Annotated in this window: 12 protein-coding genes; 1 reads left to right on the forward strand and 11 read right to left on the reverse strand. The window is 49.3% G+C overall.

Annotated elements, in window-relative coordinates; translation table 11 throughout:
* Positions 1–313: 313 nt before the first annotated feature.
* The 11 genes from B9D94_RS14455 to B9D94_RS14505 all read right to left on the reverse strand — a co-directional run bounded on the left by B9D94_RS14455 (position 314) and on the right by B9D94_RS14505 (position 19,177).
* Positions 314–796: an SRPBCC family protein gene (locus B9D94_RS14455; protein WP_036639145.1), complete on the reverse strand. Its 483-nt coding sequence runs from the start codon at positions 794–796 to the stop codon at positions 314–316.
* A gap of 39 nt (positions 797–835) precedes the next feature.
* Entirely contained in the window at positions 836–1,135 is a 300-nt protein-coding gene (locus B9D94_RS14460) for an ArsR/SmtB family transcription factor (protein ID WP_253806162.1), read from the reverse strand.
* A 348-nt stretch (positions 1,136–1,483) separates the two neighbouring features.
* The gene (locus tag B9D94_RS14465; RefSeq protein WP_148247334.1) at positions 1,484–3,085 is read right to left on the reverse strand and encodes a CehA/McbA family metallohydrolase domain-containing protein; all 1,602 of its coding nucleotides are present in this window, start codon (positions 3,083–3,085) and stop codon (positions 1,484–1,486) included.
* A gap of 266 nt (positions 3,086–3,351) precedes the next feature.
* Positions 3,352–6,711, reverse strand: coding sequence for a glycosyl hydrolase (locus B9D94_RS14470; RefSeq protein WP_148248793.1), 3,360 nt, complete (start codon positions 6,709–6,711; stop codon positions 3,352–3,354).
* Positions 6,711–8,756 (reverse strand): glutaminase family protein, encoded by a 2,046-nt coding sequence (locus tag B9D94_RS14475; RefSeq protein ID WP_148247335.1) that lies wholly within the window; start codon positions 8,754–8,756, stop codon positions 6,711–6,713. The genes B9D94_RS14470 and B9D94_RS14475 overlap by 1 nt, the downstream gene beginning before the upstream one ends.
* 160 nt (positions 8,757–8,916) lie before the next feature.
* Positions 8,917–10,575, reverse strand: a complete 1,659-nt coding sequence (locus B9D94_RS14480; RefSeq protein WP_148247336.1) for an extracellular solute-binding protein — start codon at positions 10,573–10,575, stop codon at positions 8,917–8,919.
* Between the two features lie 72 nt (positions 10,576–10,647).
* A complete protein-coding gene (locus B9D94_RS14485) occupies positions 10,648–11,544 on the reverse strand; it encodes a carbohydrate ABC transporter permease (RefSeq protein ID WP_006210615.1) in 897 nt (298 codons plus the stop codon).
* A 12-nt stretch (positions 11,545–11,556) separates the two neighbouring features.
* Positions 11,557–12,483 carry an ABC transporter permease gene (locus B9D94_RS14490; protein WP_006210614.1) on the reverse strand — a complete coding sequence of 309 codons (927 nt, stop codon included), beginning with the start codon at positions 12,481–12,483 and terminating at the stop codon, positions 11,557–11,559.
* A gap of 45 nt (positions 12,484–12,528) precedes the next feature.
* Positions 12,529–15,606, reverse strand: coding sequence for an alpha-mannosidase (locus tag B9D94_RS14495; protein WP_148247337.1), 3,078 nt, complete (start codon positions 15,604–15,606; stop codon positions 12,529–12,531).
* Between the two features lie 40 nt (positions 15,607–15,646).
* Complete coding sequence (locus tag B9D94_RS14500; RefSeq protein ID WP_148247338.1) at positions 15,647–17,866, reverse strand: hypothetical protein; 2,220 nt, start codon at positions 17,864–17,866, stop codon at positions 15,647–15,649.
* 165 nt (positions 17,867–18,031) lie between these two features.
* Positions 18,032–19,177, reverse strand: coding sequence for a GntR family transcriptional regulator (locus B9D94_RS14505; protein ID WP_148247339.1), 1,146 nt, complete (start codon positions 19,175–19,177; stop codon positions 18,032–18,034).
* A 313-nt stretch (positions 19,178–19,490) separates the two neighbouring features.
* Here B9D94_RS14505 and B9D94_RS14510 point away from each other — a divergent pair, with 313 nt between their 5' ends.
* Entirely contained in the window at positions 19,491–21,545 is a 2,055-nt protein-coding gene (locus tag B9D94_RS14510) for a GxGYxYP domain-containing protein (protein WP_148247340.1), read from the forward strand.
* The last annotated feature ends 64 nt before the right edge of the window (positions 21,546–21,609 follow it).

Genomic DNA, 21,609 nt, shown 5'->3' on the forward strand with positions numbered 1-21,609 from the left:
AAAGAGTGATTCTTAATCAGTATCCTGTTTATTTTGTGAAAAAATCAGCAACTTTTTATGACGGAAAACCCTGTTACGACACAGATCTTTCACTTTTTCACAAGGTTACTTTCCGATTTCATGTTAAATACTTTCAAAACGCATACCCCGTCCAGTTTTTGATGGAGGTAAAATAAAGTTTTATTCCACAATCGAGCCCGTTTGTTGAAGAAACTTCGCCAAATGTCATATTGTTTTCCAACCGTGAAACAGTGAGACTACTATTCAATCTAAAAAAGACATTCAATAAAGTTCATGCTTCTGTTTTGATTAGTTATTTTTGAGGGTTATTTCTGTTCGATAAATGTTTAACTAAAACATCAAACATGTTGTTCCATCCCTGTTCAGAACCATCTCTAAATTCACGATGCGCCTTTTCAATGTCTTCTGTGGTCCATCCTTGTTCATGAGGAACCACTATTTCTTGTGTGAAAGTCATTTCGCAGCCACCATCTATGGGTTCTAATAATACGGTTATTCGGTCTATCGTTTCGCTATATTTTGGGATTTGAAATGTAAATACTAATTTGAAGGGTTTATCGATTTCAAGATATTTCCCAATAGCTTCTCCTTCTTTGGGGTCCCTAATCCTATAAGACCCTCCGACGCAAAAATCATTCTCTACAAAATTAGCTTTTTCTTCTGGATTAAATAGCCATTTACTCATCATTTCTGGGTTTACCCACGCATCAAACACTCTTTCCGCAGTGAATTCAAAACGACGTGTCATTGTTAGGGTAGTTGTTGAAGTGATCATCTCAATCATCCTATTCATAATAATTTTATCGTAATAAGTTTATTGCAGTTCCTCCTTTTTAGCGTTACTAAGCTCACGTTCAAGAGCGTCAAACTGTCTGTTCCAAAAATGTTCGTAAAAGCGCAGCCAATCCGTTGCAGATGATAAGGATTCGGCATTAAGGCGACAAGTATGTGTTCTACCTTTTACACTCCTATCAAGAATGCCTGCCCGTTCTAAGACTTTAATATGCTTAGAAATAGCTGCTAAAGACATATCAAAAGGTGCGGCCAATTCCGATACTGTACGTTCTTGAGAGGCAATAAGACGAACAATTTCTCTTCGTGTTGGATCAGCCAAGGCGTGGAAAACACTATCTAGATTATTATTTTGTTCAACCATATGGTTAAATATAATGGATATACAATAATAAGTCAACCACTCAGTTAAATATTAAAACCCTGATTTTTCTACTTAGATTAGAAAAATCAGGGTTTTATATTCCAAAAAATGTATTACCATATATTATCTGTGTTTTGTCGGCAATGCCCCATATAGTAGGTGGCTTTATTGAGCTGTTAAGTACCATAACAATTAGCTAAAACTGCCCCACTCCCAATCGCTCCTTCTTAAGCAGCGGGATAATTAACGTCATGAATAAACAAGACTGCCGACAGATCGGCAGTCTCTTTCATGCATTGCATGTATTCAGTTTTGTTCCGAATGGTTCCCATGTTTGTTCGGTTTACTATCTACAGAAACGAAGATGGGATTGGAGTAGAACCACAGATCACTATAATTTCGTTTGTTAATTTCCGCAAAACGCATCTCATGGTCTTCGATGTCCGTCTTAGGATCCATTAACGGATTACCGTTACTTGTTTCTCCTGCTACATTGACCCCAAGGTTGGTACCTCTTAGACGGAAATATTGATCCTTCGTGGCTACGGTTCGATATGTGATCACGTAGTATCCGTCCCGATCGGTCTTCCAGTCTTTGCTTGTAAACCGCTTAACGACTTTGGTAGAATCGTTGGTACTCTTGCTATATGCAGCCGTACCTGGCTGTGCCTTACCTATTACATCCCCTGCGATCAGATCGACATGATCCACCTTTACAGCATCGCCATTGTTATTTTTCTTCGGGCTTTTGAAGCGGATGGTGATCTCGATGGGCGTTCCCTTCTTAACATGAAGATCTCCACCCATTTCTGCCTGTTTGTTACCATGACGGACCTGGAAGTCCAGTGCGTTAATCAAATCGCCGAAGACAGAGAATGATTTACCTGAACGCATACCGTCCAATACGCTTTGCATGTCTTGGCCTTGTATCCAAGTGTAATTCTTGGCGTATTGACCTGGCCAATATCCGCTGGAATACAACCGGTTTTCACTAATCTCAAAATGCGAATCCGAATTCGTGAAATTCCAGAACTCGCGTCCTTCTCCGAGCAAAGCATCCCATACGCCGCCAACCTTGGCGATCATGAAGTCAGCGCCGCCATAAGTTCTGTTTTCCGGCGTTGTCAGGTTTAAGCCGCCTCGATCCGGCTCCATCTGATTCCCGGGCATGCCTTCCATTCCAAATACGACGTTCGGAGCCATGTTATTGAAGTCGCGAATGTCCGCAATGGTGTACACGGTTTTTCTAGAGGGATGGTTGAGCAAGGCGTAACTGCTATTCCGATAATTCTTCTCCAGCCAAGCCAGTGCCGTGCGAGCATCCTCCCGTGTCGTAAATGCCCTGCTTCCTTGTTTATTCCAATTCGCAACATCTGCGGGGTCGAACAACGATTCTTCACGGTTGGTGAACAGATACTCAAATTGACTGACGGCCTTCAGGCTAGATTCTGAGCCGAATTTGCCCGCAATAATACCGATACCCACATGCTCATAGGTAGGCATATCCCATTCAAACCCCGAGAAGATAATTTTGTTCTTATATTTCCCTGCTGCCTGAAGCTGCTTGATTCCGGGAACCTGGTACTGGGCCAGTCCCTGAGAGAGCGGAATAGGTCCGCCAGCAATCGCATTCCCATCTTCATCCCGTGTAGAGGTTCGAAGATGATCAGAAATTGCAATCCAGTCCAGATTGTACTCCTGAAATCCATGGTCCAGCACTTCTTGCAGGGATTGACTGGCATCATCGGATTGATAAGTATGTGCGTGGTACTCACCCGTCATCCATTTACCGTTACCTTCCGGCTTAAACTTGTAATCTTCTTCCTTCGCCGCATGGACAACCATGCCTTGCGAAAGAATGGACAAGCTGAGCGCCAAAACCATGATGGTTTTCTTCTTCAGCTGCACTTAATGGCACCTCCGAGTTGAAATAGTCACCGAACCATCTAAGCTTAATGCTCCAGGATTAGGAGATTGTCATCACAAATCGTTGATTGTGTAAGAACCGAGTCTTCAATTTTTCGACTACTAAATCTCGATGCCTTCCAGCAGGTTGAATATCCGATATTTAAAGTTTCAACACAATAATGGTATACATATTATATATTATGTAAACTTATGAGATGACGACAATGACTATAACCTACGCAGGGCTATAGTCATTTGGGGATATCTTAGTTATGACTGCGATCTTTTTCCCGGATTCGTGAACGACGCACCAACTTTACCTGTCCATTCACTCCAGAAGGCAATGCTGATTTTCCATATAAATTCTCAAGAGTATTCGCTGCACGTATAGTGATTTGGTTGTTCCCCTGCCCTGCATAGGACGTGATATTCCAGTGATAAGGCGGCCATAAACGGACACCTGCCTCCCTCTCATTCACATATAAGCAAGCTGTCTCCCTGATATCCTCGGCTTCCAGCCATAACTCATCATCTGATGCTAGTCGGAGTTGAGCCATATCCAAATTTACTTGCTGAGTGTAATCTCCCGCTCCTGAATAATAAGGATAGCCGGCCGAGTCCCAAGAACCAAACATATGTTCCGACTCCACATTTAGTGTCATATGACCTTCTATTATAAATGGTCCTAACAGAAAGGCTGGAAACGAGATCGCCGCCATCGGCTCCAATAAAGATACCGTCAGAATCTCCAGCTCATTCTCGCCCGCAACCAAATGCTTAGTGATATCTACACGCTTATAGTGGGAGTCCTGCCAAGTTGATGGGCGCAGCGCATCTTGCCGGACGCCATTAACAAAAATCTCAAGATTCCGCCTGCGCTGCAGGAAACCGATATGTGAAGGGATGTTCTGCTCAACATCGTCCAGAACCAGCTCTATCTCAGTCGGCCTGTCACTTCCGGATTTATTCGAAGGACCAGAACGACTCGCAGACTGCACAAGGCCTATCAATTCCTGTGTCATGGTAAACGTAGTCCGATACGTATTCACCTGTCCGGGCATCGTTGCATTCATTTTGGACTGTCGGTCATTCAAAGTGACCTGCCATTGATCGAGCAGAAGAACGTTCGGCTCAGTGGTTTGGAACTGCCATGGATCCTGCAGAATAGCCACAACTTCGGAGATGCTGTTCTCTTCGCTCCTGTTAAAGAACGTATGTTCTTGATGCATATATGAACTCTCACCAGATGTAACCGAGAATATGCGTAGCTCTCCAGGCGCAAAGGATAGAGTTGCACCATGGCTCAACTGCTGAACCTTTCCGCTCTTCAAGTCCCATTCTTCTATACAATCCTTCGCTGCTCCTGGATCCAGCCTGATCGTGACAGACTGCTCTGACCAATTCATCAGCCAAGTATGCAGCTGATTGTCGAACATACGTTCCACATAGATCAAATCCCGATTTCGCCCATCTTCAAGCTGCCAACGCAGGGTCGGTGAAATCCTTAGCAGCCTGCTTACATGAACACAAAATCGCTCAAACAGATCTGGCAAGGGTACCTTCTCTTGCTCATCAAGAGTTGCAGCAGTGTCGTTACATACTCCCTCTTCCTGGTCATGGTCACGTGCAGAACTATGATTGTTATCCATGATCATGGACGCTTCATGAGCCGTATCCTCTAGGGAATAATACTGAGTGTATCCCTTCCCCATTGCATATATTTCACCATGCCGCGGATGCGGCTGAAATAGCTCATTCATAAGCTTCGTCAGCTCTGGATCCTGCCGCATACGCTCGCTATGCTTCGGAATAGCCCCTACCGCAATGAGCGTTCCGCCCTGTTTAACGAAGGAAACAAGCCTCGCGGCGACATCCTTGGACATCACCTGAATCCCCGGCATGATCAAAACCGAATATATGTTCTCATCCCCGTAAAATCGATACCCTGCTCCAGGAACGATTTCTGCCTCTCTCAGCTGGCATTCATCGACATAATCATAATCAATGGAGCTGCGAAGCAGGCGATCTGACAAGATTGAGAACCATTTGTCAGCAGAAGGATGTTGATCCGATTGCCCGGACAGGAACATACATTCGTACACCGTGTGGATAGGGGACAACAATAGCACTTCGGGCTTCCGCTTCGTCGAAGCACCCAGTACACTCAAACGTCCGATATAATCAGCAAAGGACTGATAATGCGGCCAATGCGGCGCATGTTTGAATTCGGTCGGCGGGAAATCGGTCTTCCGGTATCCTGCAAATGAATAATAGAATGCATGAGGGATGAACAGGTTCACACCCAGAAATGCCATGAAATTCGCATCCAGCCGCCGTTGGCGCATGGAGTAGCCGTGACCGCTTGCACCGAAGGATTCGCAGATCACTCGTTCCTTCCCGTTCAGTTGTGCGACAGAGGCCGCTGTTTTAACGGACACGATGCGGTGTGGATTCTCCTTCGTGCCGATGCCCGCCGTGAGATAATCCACCCCTGCGTAATGGAACTGCTGCAGCACCCGCGTCTGATTCCCTTGGGATCGGGCCTGTCCCCAGACCGGCTCCTCCAGCGTATGACCGATGTATAACAAGCCATATTGCTCACACCATGTCCGGATAGCTGCATGATAGCCCTCAACGTACCAGCGGGTAATCGAATCATAATATTGCTGTTTGGTTGAGCGGCTGCCATCCGCCATGCCATATAATAAAGCGCCTAGTCTTGGGACCAGATCATACCCGTTCTCCTCTTGAAACCGCTCCCTCATCCCAAATGTCCAAGCAAAAACCATGCCCGGCAAGGTAGCGCCTACATCATTCACCGCCGTTCGGATCGCCTCCACGCCGAAGAAACCATCATGGATCATAAGCCCTGGCTCGTCGGTAAACACACCTTGAATGGTGGAGCCGTAATATTTCTGCAGAGGCAGAAACGGTTCATATGCCATCTGAATGAAGGTCTGAACGGCTTCCGGATTAAGTGTATCCAGATAATACCCTTGGGCAAACGTGATGCCTTCCGCGATTTCGCAGGACCAACAGGCCAGCACGATATAGGCGTCCTCCGTAGTCGGAGTCCAATCCCGTCCCCATAAATGTGTAATATCTTCGGGATCGTCATGCAGCAGCCATTCCTCGTCACTCCGGGTAGCACGATAAGCCAGAATGGCGATTAGCTCATTATGATCATGGCAGGCAAAATCCAGCCGTATTGCTTCTGAATCTGCCGCGCGCGAATACCTTTTCTCCTCCACCCTTAAGTAATGCATGCGATATTCCGGATGCTGCCGCGTCAGCTTACCGCCCAGCGTGCCGCTTGGCCAATTATCCTCATCGTACAGCCAAACCACCATATTTCGTTTCTCGCACTCCATTGTGCAGAATTCCAGTACCTCCATAAATGCTGGCGACAGGTATGGAATTTGCATACCATGACGAGCATGCAGAACGACACCCCCAACACCCGCTTCAAACATCGCTTGAATCTGGCTCTCCAGTTCCGCCTTCTCAAGCTCATAGTTCAAAAACCAAAAAGGCTGCGGACGATACGCGGCTTGCGGATTCATAAATTCCCGCTTCAATAGGTTGAAGTCCATACGAGCTTCCGGCTTAACGTTATTCACCTGCATCACCTGTCTTCACTCGAATTTGCGGTTGATTCATTCATGAACTCTTTCATGAGAAGTTGGATGAAGAATCCCCCGACAACGGAACGATTCTGGAAATTCATCTGCCTGCCGGAGATCGTGTCATACCAATCCGTTACCGGGACGCGAGCGGAGGTCTCATTCATGAAATCCCATAAAGGCGAGATCAATGATTGGAACAACTCCGGCGTAGTGCTCATAGAGGCACACCATACCAGCCAATCGGATTTTGTATACGTATCGCGGCTGTCCAGCGGATAGCCATACCGGTTCTGTTGCTGCTGGTAATATGCCAGCTCTTGAACCGCAACCTCTTCCGGAAACAGGTGCAAACCAAGCAGGCGGTCCCACACCAGATTGTATTTCATGCTCCATGAATCGTTCGGACTGTCAAAAGTCAGTTTATAGTGATCTCCGGCATCAGCCATGGCTACCCATTCATTGGCCATCTTCTGCGCGGCTTCAAGGTAAACGGCTCCTTCCTGTAAATTGAGTTTGTCGCACATATACGCATAAGCAGCAATGCCCAAGATCGCCTTAATGGAGAGGTTGGCGTTGTGTGCCAAATGTCCGGCAAAATCATCGGTACACAGCTGATTTTCAGGATCAAGTCCGTTCTGAAGTAAATACCCCGCCCATTTCGTAAGAAGACCCCAGTGTTCCCGGGCAAACTCCGCATTTCCCTCATACTTGCTCACCGCCGCAGCCATCAAGAGCATGTTCCCGCATTCCTCAATCGGCATTTGGTATTCAAGCTTGTTCTCGCCGTAAACCTGTCCGTTAGCCTTAGGATAAGTCCCTGCGTCATGCGGGGCAAAATCAAACGTCCAATCACGGCTCATGGCATATCTATAAATCGGACGCATCATGCCTTTAATCAATTCAAGGTTATATCGAAGGAACAACGGAATCGACGGGTAGCTGACATCGACGGTAGCGATGCATCCATTACTGAAATTCTCTTTGGAGAAAAATAGAACAGCTCCCGCTTCATCGGTTACCAATTTATGCGCGGCAATCGCCTGTCTGTACGTTAACGCCAGGATGTCCCTATACTTCTCACCGCCTGCGGCTTGGCTCTCGGTCAGCAGTTCCCGATTAAAGCGATCACATCTTCGCTGGATCTCTTCATATTGCTGGGCGCTCATTAACAGCATGTCTCGGAACGTTAACCCGTTTCGTTTCCAGTACGCATCCAGCGGTTTGTGAAAATATTCGATAGCGTGAACATCGTCATACGCAAGCATCAGGTACTGAGTCACTGGCTCTTCCTGGATGACACCCATATCAATCTCTGCTGCCATGATCGGCATGTTATCGGAAACAGCTCTCGGCTTCTGAGTATCATCTTCCGCCGGTAATTGACCGCTTAGAACATACGACTCACGAGTTGATGCGGAATGAATGACCGTCTGGATACGAGGCGTTCGAGGAACCGCCAAATAGACGTATCCCCAATCGATTCTCGTATCGTCCCCGGCAAGTTTTAGCACCGGCTGTTCCACGGTGCCCATCGACATGGCATTCCATTGCCCATCCATCACATGATGCTCCCAAGTCACCTGTTGATCCGGTGTATCAACACACCATTCGCCTGTCACATCGAAATAGATTTTCACTTGATGTGATGCTCCATCCATAGAACGAACCTCATACGTCACATAGGTGACCGGCCTTGATAACACATCGAGATCATCCAGCAATAGAGGTGTGGTGAACCGAACCTGAAGCTCGATGCCTTCCCCCTGGAATGTATACCGGGTGGTTACTGGCTCGACCGTCAGATCGGTTTGATCAAGCGTCTCAGGTTCTTGGAAATGGGTTGAATCCTGCATACCCACTCTCCCCATAAAGCGTCGGGTCTTGCCATCAATGATCGCAAGTCCCACCATACCATGGATCTTGTTCGTCCAATGCCGGGTATGATCATCGTACAGTTGATCCGCAGCGGACCATACGCTGAAATAAGGATCTACGGTTACCAGAGGTACGGACGGAGGTCTAAAAGGTCTGAAATTCGTTGTCATCTACCTTCAACTCCTTTAGTTTATTCTTCATGACGCCAAGGATCTCCTTGCGATTGGGAACTTAATACGGCGAAAGGCCTCGCCCTCCTTGTGCGTCAAGGTGCTGCGAAGCCTTTTGAGGTTTGCCGGACTCCCTTATTAAGGGAAGTCATGATTACGGTCAGTTCGGCATTTGGACAGTCACTACTTCTTTTCCTTGCAGATTTTCGTTCGTGAACTGCATGGCTTTCTCATATCCGGTGTTTCGGAGCTGCTCGCGAAGGTCGTTAATGATGCTCATCGCAGCTTCATCCGATTTGGCAAACACTGCTTCCTTCCAGGCATCTCCCATTCGATCCATCGAAGGTTTCAACATCTCCCATTCCGGTGCTTTCGTAATCACATCACCCGGATTATACGCTGTAATGACATGAATACCGTTCGGACGGAGGATTTTGCGAGCTTGCTCCATGGCATCAAGCCGTTCCTGTTCGGCCCAGATATCTCCCCCGGCAGCGGAATTAATACGGTCCAGACCCGTCAGTGATTCAAGGCCGATGCTGATGCCCTCGTTCTTGCGTTGCTTCATGTTGGTATCCGTGCTGAATTTGTCAAACCATTCTTGATTGGCAGCAGGCTTGCCGTCCTTCATGTCCCAGTGGACGCCCTGCACCCCGTACCGGGCCAGCATGAAGCCTTCGTCCGAAGCCATGAAATCGAGAAATTTCAACGCTGCGTCAACGCAGGCGCCCTTGCAGTTCTTCGTGATCGCTGTCACGTTATTGCCTTGAATACCAAGATCCACCGGCCGGTTCGGCTCAACGTCCGCACGCTCCAACGGACCGAGTGGAATGTAGTCGCTTCCTGGATGGGAGGTGACATATTCCTTGGAGGCGTCCAGTATAGCCGGGTAATGCGCGGCTAGGATGGCGATGCGACCTTGATTGATTTTCTCCTTGGCGATCGGATCTGTCTGAGTAAAGGCTTCAGGATCCAACAGCCCTTCCTCGACCAGCTTACGATAGAACAGCGTGTATTCTTCATAGCCTTTGGTGAAGAAGTCACGTTCTACCGTTCCATCGCCTTTGTCAACATAGCTGGCCCCTGAGTAGAACATGGTGTTGCCGATACCCACGGCCCAGCCGTTGCTGAACCCGCCAAGCGGAAAGACCGGCTGGCCGTTCTCCTGCAGCTTGGCGTCCTTGATTTTTTTGAGGAAGTTATAGAAATCCTCCTTCGTCACGACAGACTGCGGATCGACGCCGACCTTCTCGGCGATGTCCTTGCGAACATAGAAGCCGTAGAGCCAATCCATGCCGTCCTCGTTGGTCGCAGGCTGATTTTGGAGGAGTAAATATTTTTTGCCGTCATAAGCATCAATCGCTTTTTCGTATAATGCAGGCGGTACGTTTTCTTCCACTATGGATTTGGACAGATTCGGGTAATCCTTCAATTTGTCGGATATGTCAACCAATTGTCCTTCCTTGGCCGCCTTGATGATGCCGTCCAGCTCCCCTCCCCATGCGGGACCGGTATAAATATCCGGTAAATCCTGCGTGGCGAAGATCTGGTTGACCTTCTCCGTCTCACTGCCTTTGGTATATTCCCACTGAAGGGTAACACCGGTCTTCTCCTTAATGACTTCCTCCACAGGAGTTATCGTATCGGAGCCGTTGGAACCGTTCCAATTGTGCAGTATTTTGAGTTTGTATGAATTCTCTCCTTCAGCGCCTTCTCCGTTATCTCCGTTCCCTGATGAATTCGTGCAGCTGATCAACAAACCGCTTACCATGATGGACACGAGCAATAGGGATATGCCTTTCGACCAAATCCTGTTCAAACCAATCGCCTCCTGGAATATGGATTTCCATGATCTTGTTACAAGCCTTTGCAAATTCCGGGTCAGGATGACCTAACCTTTAACCGAACCGATCATAACCCCCTTTACGAAATACCGCTGCAGAAATGGATAAATACACAATATCGGGAAGACCGTGATGACAAGCAAGGCCATGCGGAGCGATTCTGGCGTTGCTCCTGCGCCGCTGGTACCTCCAATCGTCTGTCCGCCCTGCTGGGCTGCGCGCTGCATCGAATTGGATAGCGCCTCTGCTTCCGTCAGCATTTCTTGCAATAGAGTCTGCACCGGAATCAAATCCTTGTTGGATACGTAATAAGCACCCGAGAACCAGTCATTCCAATGCGACACCCCGATAAAGAGCGAGATGGTGGCCAGCACCGGCCCGGAAAGAGGCAGTATAATCCGCAGGAAGATTTGAAAATCGCCATACCCGTCGATGCGGGCCGATTCCTCCAGTTCCTCCGGGATCCCTTGCAGAAACGTCCGAATGATGACGATATGCATGAAATTGAACAGCATGGGCAGCACGTATACCCAGAAGCTGTTGATCAGATGCAGTTTCTGAAGCGTAATGAAGAATGGGATGAACCCGGCACTGAAAATCGTAGGCAAAAAGATATAAAAGGTAAAAAAGGAACGGCCCGGCAGCGTCTTTTTGGAAAGCGCATAGGCCATAAGCGTAGACAGGACCACATGCAGGAAGGTTCCCAGCACGGTGCGCATGAGCGTAATTTGATACGCTTTCCAAATGCGGGCGTTATCGAACACTTGGGCATAGTTTTCAAGCGTAAATTTACGAGGAAGGAAATAAATCGCCCCCTGCATCGAATCCTTGCCGTCATTCAGGGAATAAGCCAGGATGTAAATAAACGGGTAGATCATGGAGAAACCAACCAAAGCAAGAAAGGTATAGTTCACGATTGAGAACAGGGACCATTTGCGTTTCATAACGTCACCTCCTTAGAACAGGGATACATCACTGACTTTGCGGGCGATCCGATTGACGGTCAGAACCAGGATAAGCCCGATAATGCTTTGGAACAGTCCGACAGCCGCGGCGTAGCTGAGACGCCCTTCCCGGATACCGGAGTTGATCGCGTGCACGTCGAGTACGCTGCCCATGCTCGCGGTTGCAGGTCCATTCAGGAGGAGCAGCTGCTCATAACCCGCACTCATCAGATTGCCTACGGCGAGAATGAATAATATGATGGCCACATTGCGGATACCTGGAAGCGTTATGTGCCACATCTGCCGAAATCGGCCTGCGCCATCCATCTTGGCAGCCTCGTACAGCTGCTGATCTATACCCGCAATGGCGGCCATAAAGATAATGGAATTCCAACCGATGTTCTTCCAGATATCGGAGCCCACAATCATCTGATAGAACCAGGTGGGGTTGTTGAGAAACTGGATCGATTCCGTTCCTAATGAACCCAGTAAGTCATTGACCGGACCACCATACGGAGTAAGCAGTCTTTGCATCAACGTGACCACCACGATCCAGGATACGAAGTACGGCAAGTAAGATAGGGTCTGAATCGTCTTCTTGAATTTCAATTTCCGGACTTCATTTAACAGGAGTGCAAGAATGATCGGCATCGGAAATCCGATCAGCAGCTTCATGAGGCTGATGATGACGGTGTTGCGGATGATGTCGCCGGATTGATAATAATTGAAAAATTGTTCAAAGTACTTGAAGCCTGCCCATGGACTCCCCGTGAATCCGCCGACAAAGGTATAATCCCTGAAGGCGACTTGAATTCCATACAGAGGCACGTAGGAGAACAGGAAAAACCAGACAATGCCGGGCAGCATGAACAAATAGAAAAGCTTGTGCTGCCAGATTCGCTTCATCAATCGATGGTTTGTTATTCGTTGCTTAATCACATTCCCACCTCTCCTTTCTCATGGGGGGCGGGTAGACGCCCCTGCTTATACCTGCGGTAATTTTAATCGCAGCGTGATGATTTGAAATGGCGTGAAGGCTAATGCGATCTCCGATGACTCGGCAATCGGAAGCGGTGAAAGGATGTTCTCCATCAGATCAGCCATCCAGGCTTCGAGTGCCTGGAATCCAAGCCGGAGGGCCGCTTTGGCATGAGTTCCGGAAGTTTCATACAGCCGGATGATGATGTCATCGCCATCCTCGGCTTTCTTGACGGATTCCACCATGATGTACGGATGGTCCGGCTCCACAAATGCTGTCGTATAAGGCAATTGTCCGTTCTCCGGATCGGGCGGAGATGACATGGAAACCGTTCGAAGCGGGATGTTCAGTTCATGACCTCTTCGATAGACTTCGGCCTGCACATGGTTTCCTGGATGCGGATATAACGAATACGTGAACGCATGTTCTGCACGATCCGCTGCCGGATCCGGATAGGAGCTGCTGCGCAGCAAGTTCAGATCCAGCACGTTCTCGATGACCCTATGGCCATACTTGCAATCATTGAGCAGTGCGACTCCATAATCCGGTTCGGACAAGTCGATCCATTGATGTGCGCATATCTCATCTTTCGCGAAGTCCCACATCGTATTGCGGTGAGTCGGCCTGCTCAAGCTGCCGAACTGGATCTCGCAATGGACCTGATCGGCACGGATATGAACCGGAAAAGAGGTGCGCAGCATTTTACCGTCTTCTCTCCAGTCCGCGCGGGTCTCGAAATCAATCCGTCGGCTGCCCTCTGTCAGAACTACGGTTTGGGAGAGCGAGGACTCCCCGTAGCTGTATTCGAAGAACAGCCCGATTCGTGGACCATCGCGAAGCTCGCGGATGCGGCGCAGAGTTAACGGCATGCCCGGATTTACTGCATAGTCATGACGGAAATCCCAAGCGTCCCCATTGTCATGATAGACGCGAAGGTCATTGCCCAGACGGCCTTGCGGGATGACTTCACGAGCCTCGGCTTTATCCAGAATCGAGAGGATGGCACCGTTTTGATCAAATTGCACGATAAAGGTATCGCTCTCTATGCTGTGTCCTTCAGCTGTAACACGTATTCCCGAATCCCAGGTTTCCGGAACCATCTCAATGCTGGACGCTGCTTCATCCTCTGAGCTTAGATCAACTCCATCTGCGATCACGGTATAGCCCATAGACGGAACCCGCACTTTGCGCCATCGTCCTTCCATGTGAAGCCATTCCTCTCGTGTCCAAGGCAGTGAATTGAATACCACGATCCTTGCGGAGCCATCAACTTGAGATGTAATGTGATCGGCTAAAAAGCTGTAGGTGTCCGTGATCATGGCTTCTGTCTGCTGTAATAGTTCCTCATACCGTATGAGCGACTCATCGTACACACGCTGGATGGAAGAGCCCGGAAGGATGTCATGGAACTGATAGAGAAGCACTTCCTTCCAGATCGTCTCCAGCAGCTCGGATGGATAAGACCGTCCTAACCGGGCGGCCGCCAATACGGAGGCGAACTCCAATTCGCGCAGCGCTTTCTCCATCTTGCGGTTATACCGCTTGCTTCTAGCCTGACTGGTGAGGGTACCTTGATGCTTCTCCAGATAAAGCTCGCCGCGCCAAGTCTGGAATCTCGCCCGCTCTTTATTCAGCCGTTCGAAGAATTTCCACGAAGGCTCCTGCGTGACGGGGGACAGGCCAAGCAGGTTCTTCTCTCGTGACAGCCGCTCCAGATGCTCCTCACCGGGACCACCGCCACCGTCTCCGATCCCGAAGAGCATCAGCGCATGACCGGATACATTTTTATCCAAGTACTCTCGCTCTGCCTTCACGATGGAACGCGGAGCCGCCGGACTGTTGTAGGTATCCTCGGGCGGCATATGCGTCAATACGGCCGAGCCGTCGATCCCCTCCCACAGAAAGGAATGGTGCGGATACCGATTGTATTCGCTCCAGGAAAGCTTCTGGGTCATCATGTAATCGACGCCGGATTTCTTCAATATTTGAGGCAAGCTGGCGGAGTATCCGAACACGTCCGGCATCCAGAGCGACTTCATCTCCAGCCCGAATTCCTGCTGAAAGTAACGTTTGCCGTATAAAATCTGGCGCACCAGAGATTCGCCCCCGGGTACATTGGTATCCGACTCCACCCACATGGCACCTTGGGGTTCCCATCTGCCTTCGCGTACCCGCTCCTTGATCTGGGCATACAGCTTGGGATAACGCTGTTTGATCCACTCATACAGTTGGGGCTGGCTTGCGCCGAACACATAATCAGGATAGCGTTCCATCATGCGCAGCGCGGTTGAGAACGTTCTGGCTCCTTTACGGATCGTCTCCCGGATCGGCCATAACCAGGCTAAATCGATATGTGCATGGCCAACGGCGCTGATGGTGAGGACATGATCTCCTCCCTGCAAGCTCAGCTGCTCACCCAATCGTTTTTTCGCTTGCTCTAAGCGCTCTTCTGAAAACTCTGCCAGCAGCATAGAGACGTCATAGAGCGTCTGATACATCCTCTCCTTGCGGGCGCTTCCGTCAGGAAGCTGCTCTGCCGTTTCCAAGAGCACCTCCGTATCGTAGTAGAGGCTTCGGATATCCTCCCGGCTGATCGCAATCATTGCCTCTTTCAACGTTCCTCCCCGGTAGTTACCGAATAAATCGTTATTGCCCCCATCAGCCCACACTTCAATTTCCTGCCCGTTCATAAACATCTCATGAAGCTGGACAACACGCTTGCCGGGGAGCCCTAATGAAAAATCGAATTCAGAATTAACGGTGGTCAATCCTTGTACAGGTGATCCTTCTTGATCGACCAAACACAGCTCACCGCTCACATCCAGCAGCAGGACAACGTTTTCGCTTGGGCTAGCTTCCGGAATCCTGCCTGAAAATCGAAACCAGGCACAGTCCCACAACAATCCCCATCGCTCTCCATGAGCGAGTGTAACTTCCGTGCCGGACATTCGCTCTTCGTAAGTTACCGGCTCGGGAGTCACCCATGCCGTCACGTCCAACTCGGCAACCGGCTTATAAATGGCCTCCCGAAGTTTATCCAACATCTGTTTTAACGGCTCTCGTCTGATCGGTTCGTATGGCATGATGATCAACTCCTCTCTATTACATCAATCTGTTGCAGGATCAGGAGTTAGGAGCCCAATTGACATGAAGCTCTGCATTGTTCTCGTTCCCATGCTCGTATCGAAGAAGCACCGTCCTCGACTCTGGATCCCACTCCCAGATCGCAGGTATCGCTTGATCTTGGACCACATAGTGGGCGGATATCGGTTCGGCCGGACAATACAGCCGCGCTGCTGCCTGCATGTTGGCCGGACCTTTTGCTACAAATCGGAATCCTGCGGCGGATTTGGACAGACCTTCTATGCGGGAGGAAGCAGCCATGACGAATACTTCCCCAACTGGTGGACGTCCGGCTTCAACATCATAGAGCAGTGCTTGTTCTCCGGCATTCAAAGCCACCTGGCGCAGAACAGGCAGTTTCGAGTCAAACAAGTCAACAACCGGGCCTGGAATGACCAGCCGTTCATCGTTGACCGATTCATCCAGCGCAGAGGCGATAATGTAAGGCCCACGTTTGATCTTAAAATACGGCTTCGGATGCCATTGGAGATCTGGCCCGTGAAGGGTCTGAAGTGTTTCTTTCACGGACTGGCGCAGGCGGTCAGCCCCTGTCTTGGATAGGGAGAAGCTTGCCGGATGCTCCTCCAGCCAGCAAACCGCTCCTTTTCCTATCCGATGAACGCCCTCTCCCATCCCCTCAAGGCCAAGCTGTTCAAACAAATGCGCTCGAGGGGAGATGTACGTCGTTTCGTTATCTCCCACTTTGCTGTCCTTGCCGTTATAGTTCCACCATCCACGAATGCCGTGATAAGGGTCACTGTCATCGCCGACGTAGATTAACGCCCCGCCATCGTGCACCCACTGCGCAAGTGCATAATGAATGTCCGGATACTCCGGCTTGATGAATTCATAACTCAGCACAAGCGCGCGGTAGGATGCCAGGTAACCCGGATACCGCCTCACATTATCGAGCTGGAGCGGACGAACCGGAATTCCGTGTTTCAGCAGCGGCAGCGCAAGACCGTAAAAAGGGGAGAAATCCAGCAGCTCCGTATCGCCATTCTCCTGGAACCCCTCAGGATCCGTTCCATCGTATTGACCGGCTTCGGGTGCTTTCGGGTCGGGCTTCATCCGCTGAAACATTGCAGAGTCTGCGATCAGAACACCCACTTGTAACGAATCGCCTTCTGTTTCAATCACATCCTGGTCCATATTGCCGAGCGTGTGCATGACCTGCAGTAGCGTTGTTGCATAGTCAGCCGGGATATGCTCCTTGCCAGAGCCATGATCAGATGGATAAGTTCCTTTAAAGATTCTTCGCGGCCAAGGTGAGACTTCGTAATGGGCGACACCCGGATGCAGAAGCGAGGCAACAACGGTCTTCAAATAGTTCTGTTTGTAATCCGTCCAGGTGTGATTCGGATTATCTTCGATCGGATCATGCAAGAACCACATGCGCCGATCCGTTCCCCGCACCAGCTCCTGCATGATGCCGTATTCAAGGTAAGCGGTTTCAAAAGTGCGTTCCTTGCGCACCCCTTCATACACATTGGGGGTCCTCGATGTACCCGTCCAGATTTGGGCGATATAGCCGTCGATGGATGGAAGCTCAAGGAGCCCGGATTGGGGACTGACAATTCGCCACTGCGTGTAATTGATCAAGCTATGGGTCGGGACATAGAACCGAAGCACGCGGCCGTAGCGTCTTAACGCATAATCCTTCATCTCGGCACATAAGCGGTCCAGAACGCGGGTATATAAATACGCTTTCAATTTCGAAGCCCGATATTGTGCATCAGGCGATGCGTGAGGCGGAATCCACGGTTCTTTGTAATACAACTGCCACTCCCGTTTGAAAGCCTCTGAATATCCCCCGTTCACCCAGAATTCAGGCTCCTCCAGATGGATGGCCTCCACGCCGGCATCAACGGCAATGCGTATTCGATCTGCTATATAGCGGGCGAAGGAAATGGTGGGCACCATGTAAGGAATAAGCGGCTGATCGCCGTGAAGGATCATCTCCCCGTGACGGTCCGTTTGGGCTTCATCCCAATGCGAACGGCCATCAACCTCGCCATCCAGGTAGCTGTTGTATGTTCCCCAAGCGACTCCTGTCATCAGATGGACGACGTATCCTTTTTCCTTCCATGTCTGAATACGTTCCGGCATCGTATCATCAATCCCGTAGACCATCACAAAGTCGGTCTGCAGATCATAATCGGGATGATACGCAGCCGATTCCTGAAATCCGGTCCGTTCTTCCTTTCGATCTCTTGTCACATGCTTAGCCTCCCTGCTCGTGTTGGATATGGGTTGCGTGTATATTATCCATCATTTTCTAGAATATAATATATAATATTAATATATTCAATATGTTTTTTTGTATCAGCATGAAAAAAGCCTTCTCCGCTTTTATACGGAAAAGGCTTTTCTTCTTCGAGCATATCAGGTTTTGGGAACGGTCCCCGAGGTTTGACGTATCACCAGTTCGGGTTCGATCAACACTTTGCTGTAACTCTTCATTTCTCCTTGATCACGCAATATGTCCAGCAGCTTGCTGGCCGCCCGGTATCCCATATCCCGCTCGAATTGCTTAACATGTGTAAAGATGCTGAATTCCTCCACGATGGAAGTGGGGTCATCGAAGCTTACAATCGATACATCTTCCGGTACGCCTAGTCCCGCTTGCTTCGCCATCTGATAGATCTGCACACCCAATCTTCCGTTAAGCGATATGTATGCCGTCACCATTCTGTTTCGGATATAGCGGTATAAGGGGTGGGCTTCCGCATCCTTCAGCACGCTGAGCGGCTTGAAGTCCGTAATCATATGAGCTGGATTGATTAGCGCGCCCTTGTCTTTCAATCCGTCCATATACCCTTCGATCCGCTCCTGTACCGTGACGGTTTGAAGCGGAGAATCCGAGCAGATGGCAATATCCCGGTGACCAAGCTCCCACAGATGCTCAACCGCGAGCCTTGTGCCGATTCTTCCATCGGCCGCAATATAATGTGTCTCGACTCCGGGCAAATACCGGTCCATGAGTATAAACGGAAAACCGGATAACTTCATGCCGAGTATCTCTTCGTTATAATTCTCCTCATCAACCGGGAAGATAAGCAGTCCTTCTGCGCCCAGCGCTTTCAGTTCTTTAATGGCGTTCTTTTCCTTATCAAGCTTCCCGTCGGTCAACATGATCATGCTGCGATAGCCTTTCTCATTCAGAGCTTGCTCAATGCCGTCAATGAGCCTGATGGCAAAATAATCATGGATGGTGGGCATAATCACGCCAACCAATCCGGTTGTTGTTCCTTCCCTCCCCTTAATCGCAACCACGGCCGTTGATGTCGCCGGCGGGATATCCGCTTCTTCCGCTACAAAACTGCCTTTGCCCGGTACGCGAGCAATCAATTTTTCATTCGCTAATCCCGTTAAGGCATTCGCCACCGTGATTTTACTGACATGGAACTGATCCATCAGTTCCTTCTCTGTCGGTATGCGATCACCGGGCTTCATATTTTCTGATGCTATAACGTGTCTGATATAGTCCTGGATTTGTTGATACAACGGAATACGATCATTTGCACTCATTCTAATCACATCACCAATTCATTCATAATATTTGAAATATATAATATATCCTTACACATACAAGCGCAATAAACAAGCGTGAGCATATCCGCATTTAGAAACGTCATAACCTCGTTATCATGCTCTTTTTTATAAATGACTGATTCCCAAGAACGGTAGGAAGTTTTGTCGAATCCCTTGAAAAGTTATATTTGTATATATTTAATATGTGTTGTGATGCGATGTGTTACATGGCCAACCGGCCGCAAAAGGAGGACAGATGTTGCAGATACACACGCTCCAATTTTGAACCATAACAAGGAGTGAATTCGCCATGGCTCGTAGATTCACGCTTCTCTGTTTAGCCTTCCTCTGCGCTTTTTCTTTAACAGCTGGCGCAGCCTACGCTTCCGATGCGGATGTACAATCCGCTAAACCTGACGGCTCCACAAAACGCGAACTGCCAAGTTTCAAGAAGCCGAAGCACCTGGACGTTGCCGATATTTATGATGCGCCAGGTGATGTCAAATTGCTGCTAGGAACCTTGCAGGGAATCGTTAACAGGGAACAACCCCGAATCTATCTGATTGAATCCCAGGAAGAAGGCAAATGGACCTGGCTTGAGGATATGGACGTGCCTTACACGCTTCATCCAGATTATTGGGAAGTGTTCTCTGCTTATCGCAGCGAAGCCAAAGGCATGATTGTATATGATCCTGAGGTACCTGATACGATTAATGTCGCTACCACGCTCGCAGGACTGAAGAATGCCGTGGTTGCCAGCCCGGAGCTGGCCGTCAAATTGTCGAAAGCTCCGTATAAACTGAAGATCCTTGATGATCTGCGAGGTCAATTCAATAATCGGATTGACGCTTACACCTGGCAGTATGAGAACCTGTGGAAGCAGACGACACATCAGATGTTAATCGGACTTGATCCGGATACAGCGATTCGCATTCCTCCAGGTCTTCCTGAATCATTTGTTACGATTGCCGAGGAGAAGGAGCAGGTTCGGGATGCAAGCAATCGGAATACGTATTCACTCGACCTGTCCTCTCACCTGGGAACATCAGCAGTTTATCTTCGCTTTGATGATGCCTTCACCCAGGATGGTTGGGGGCCTGCGGTACACGAAGTAACGGTCAAAGCTGATGGCACAGAGATTGCGCACTTCATTGCGGGAACCCCGGAAGAAGAAGCCTATCTCTATGACAGACAGAATTCCAAATTTGCCGAAGGTCAAGGCGGTCACCGCTTCGCCGACAACGGCAATTATTTTGTATATAAATTCTCCCATCCTGCCGGAACGAAGAGCTTGACCGCCGAAGTGGATATGTGGAACCAGTACAAGGTTTCAGCCGGGAATATTCAGCCACCCTCCGCCGAGCAGCGTGAACCTTATGCGTATTTAAGAGATTACGCTGTCGCCAATAAAGCAATGGTATTCTGGCTGGATTCCAACGTGCCTGAGCAGAAAGCGCTCTTCGAGAAAATCATGTCTGATGTCAAACCGGGTACCCCTTATCTCGGCTGGTTCAGCAATGATGTAGAAGGCGAGTTCAGCTCGGTCGAGATTGCGTCCCGTTATGGCGTTTATGTTCTGGCGGCGGATTGGTTCAGCAATCTGACTGTTTTCTCGGGAACCAAGCCGAATTTAAAATTGGCGAAAACGCCTCCCAGGCCCGCCCTTGAGAACAAAATCTATGTGACCTATACCTTTACCGAAGGCGATAATTTTCAGTATAATCAGCATCGCATGCGCGTGATGTGGGATGATCCGGCCAGAGGCAAAGTTCCGATTAACTGGACTTCCAGCCCGCTGCTCTACGAGGGTGCCCCTGCGATATTGAATTATTATCTGAACACGGCAACCGAGAACGATCTGCTGATTGCAGGACCTTCCGGTGCCGGCTACTTCTATCCGGGTCCGTGGCCTGATGCAAGCTTCCGGCCATTCCTGCAGCAGACAGAACAATATTTGAAAAAGACAGGAATGACGATCCCTTACGTGCTGAATCGGGTTGACGGTCAGAACATCCCGCTCACCCCGTTTAAAGCATCCGCTTACGAGAAGGATTATAAGGCGCCCGGACTTTTCATTAGCTATGAAGACAACTATGGCATAGAAATCCTTGGCGGGAGCATGCCCGTCTCTACGATTCGCGGCATTAGCACGGCGCAAGACGGATTAAAGGTCCTTCAAGAAGCGAAAGCGAATTGGGACGGCAAATCGCCGCTGTTTATTTCCTTCGGCTTGCTCGCATGGAGCATGACCCCATCCGATGCACTGGCGCTTACCGAGCAGCTCGGAACGGATTTCAAAGTGGTCCGTGCCGATCATTATTTCTCCTTAATACGAGAAAGCTACAACTTGCCCGCTGCCAAGTAGATAATGGCTTACTAGCACTCAGGAAAATTCATAGAGGCGTCCTAACCTGAGAAATCGGGTTACG

This window comes from Paenibacillus sp. Cedars (assembly GCF_003184205.1).
GTDB lineage: Bacteria > Bacillota > Bacilli > Paenibacillales > Paenibacillaceae > Paenibacillus_AQ > Paenibacillus_AQ glucanolyticus.

Excerpts from the sequence above, each read along its gene's own strand:
- B9D94_RS14455 (WP_036639145.1), bottom strand. The coding sequence starts at position 796 with ATGATCACTTCAACAACTACCCTAACAATGACACGTCGTTTTGAATTC.
- B9D94_RS14470 (WP_148248793.1), bottom strand. The coding sequence starts at position 6,711 with ATGCAGGTGAATAACGTTAAGCCGGAAGCTCGTATGGACTTCAACCTA.
- B9D94_RS14475 (WP_148247335.1), bottom strand. The coding sequence starts at position 8,756 with ATGACAACGAATTTCAGACCTTTTAGACCTCCGTCCGTACCTCTGGTA.
- B9D94_RS14485 (WP_006210615.1), bottom strand. The coding sequence starts at position 11,544 with ATGAAACGCAAATGGTCCCTGTTCTCAATCGTGAACTATACCTTTCTT.
- B9D94_RS14495 (WP_148247337.1), bottom strand. The coding sequence starts at position 15,606 with ATGCCATACGAACCGATCAGACGAGAGCCGTTAAAACAGATGTTGGAT.
- B9D94_RS14505 (WP_148247339.1), bottom strand. The coding sequence starts at position 19,177 with ATGAGTGCAAATGATCGTATTCCGTTGTATCAACAAATCCAGGACTAT.
- B9D94_RS14510 (WP_148247340.1), top strand. The coding sequence starts at position 19,491 with ATGGCTCGTAGATTCACGCTTCTCTGTTTAGCCTTCCTCTGCGCTTTT.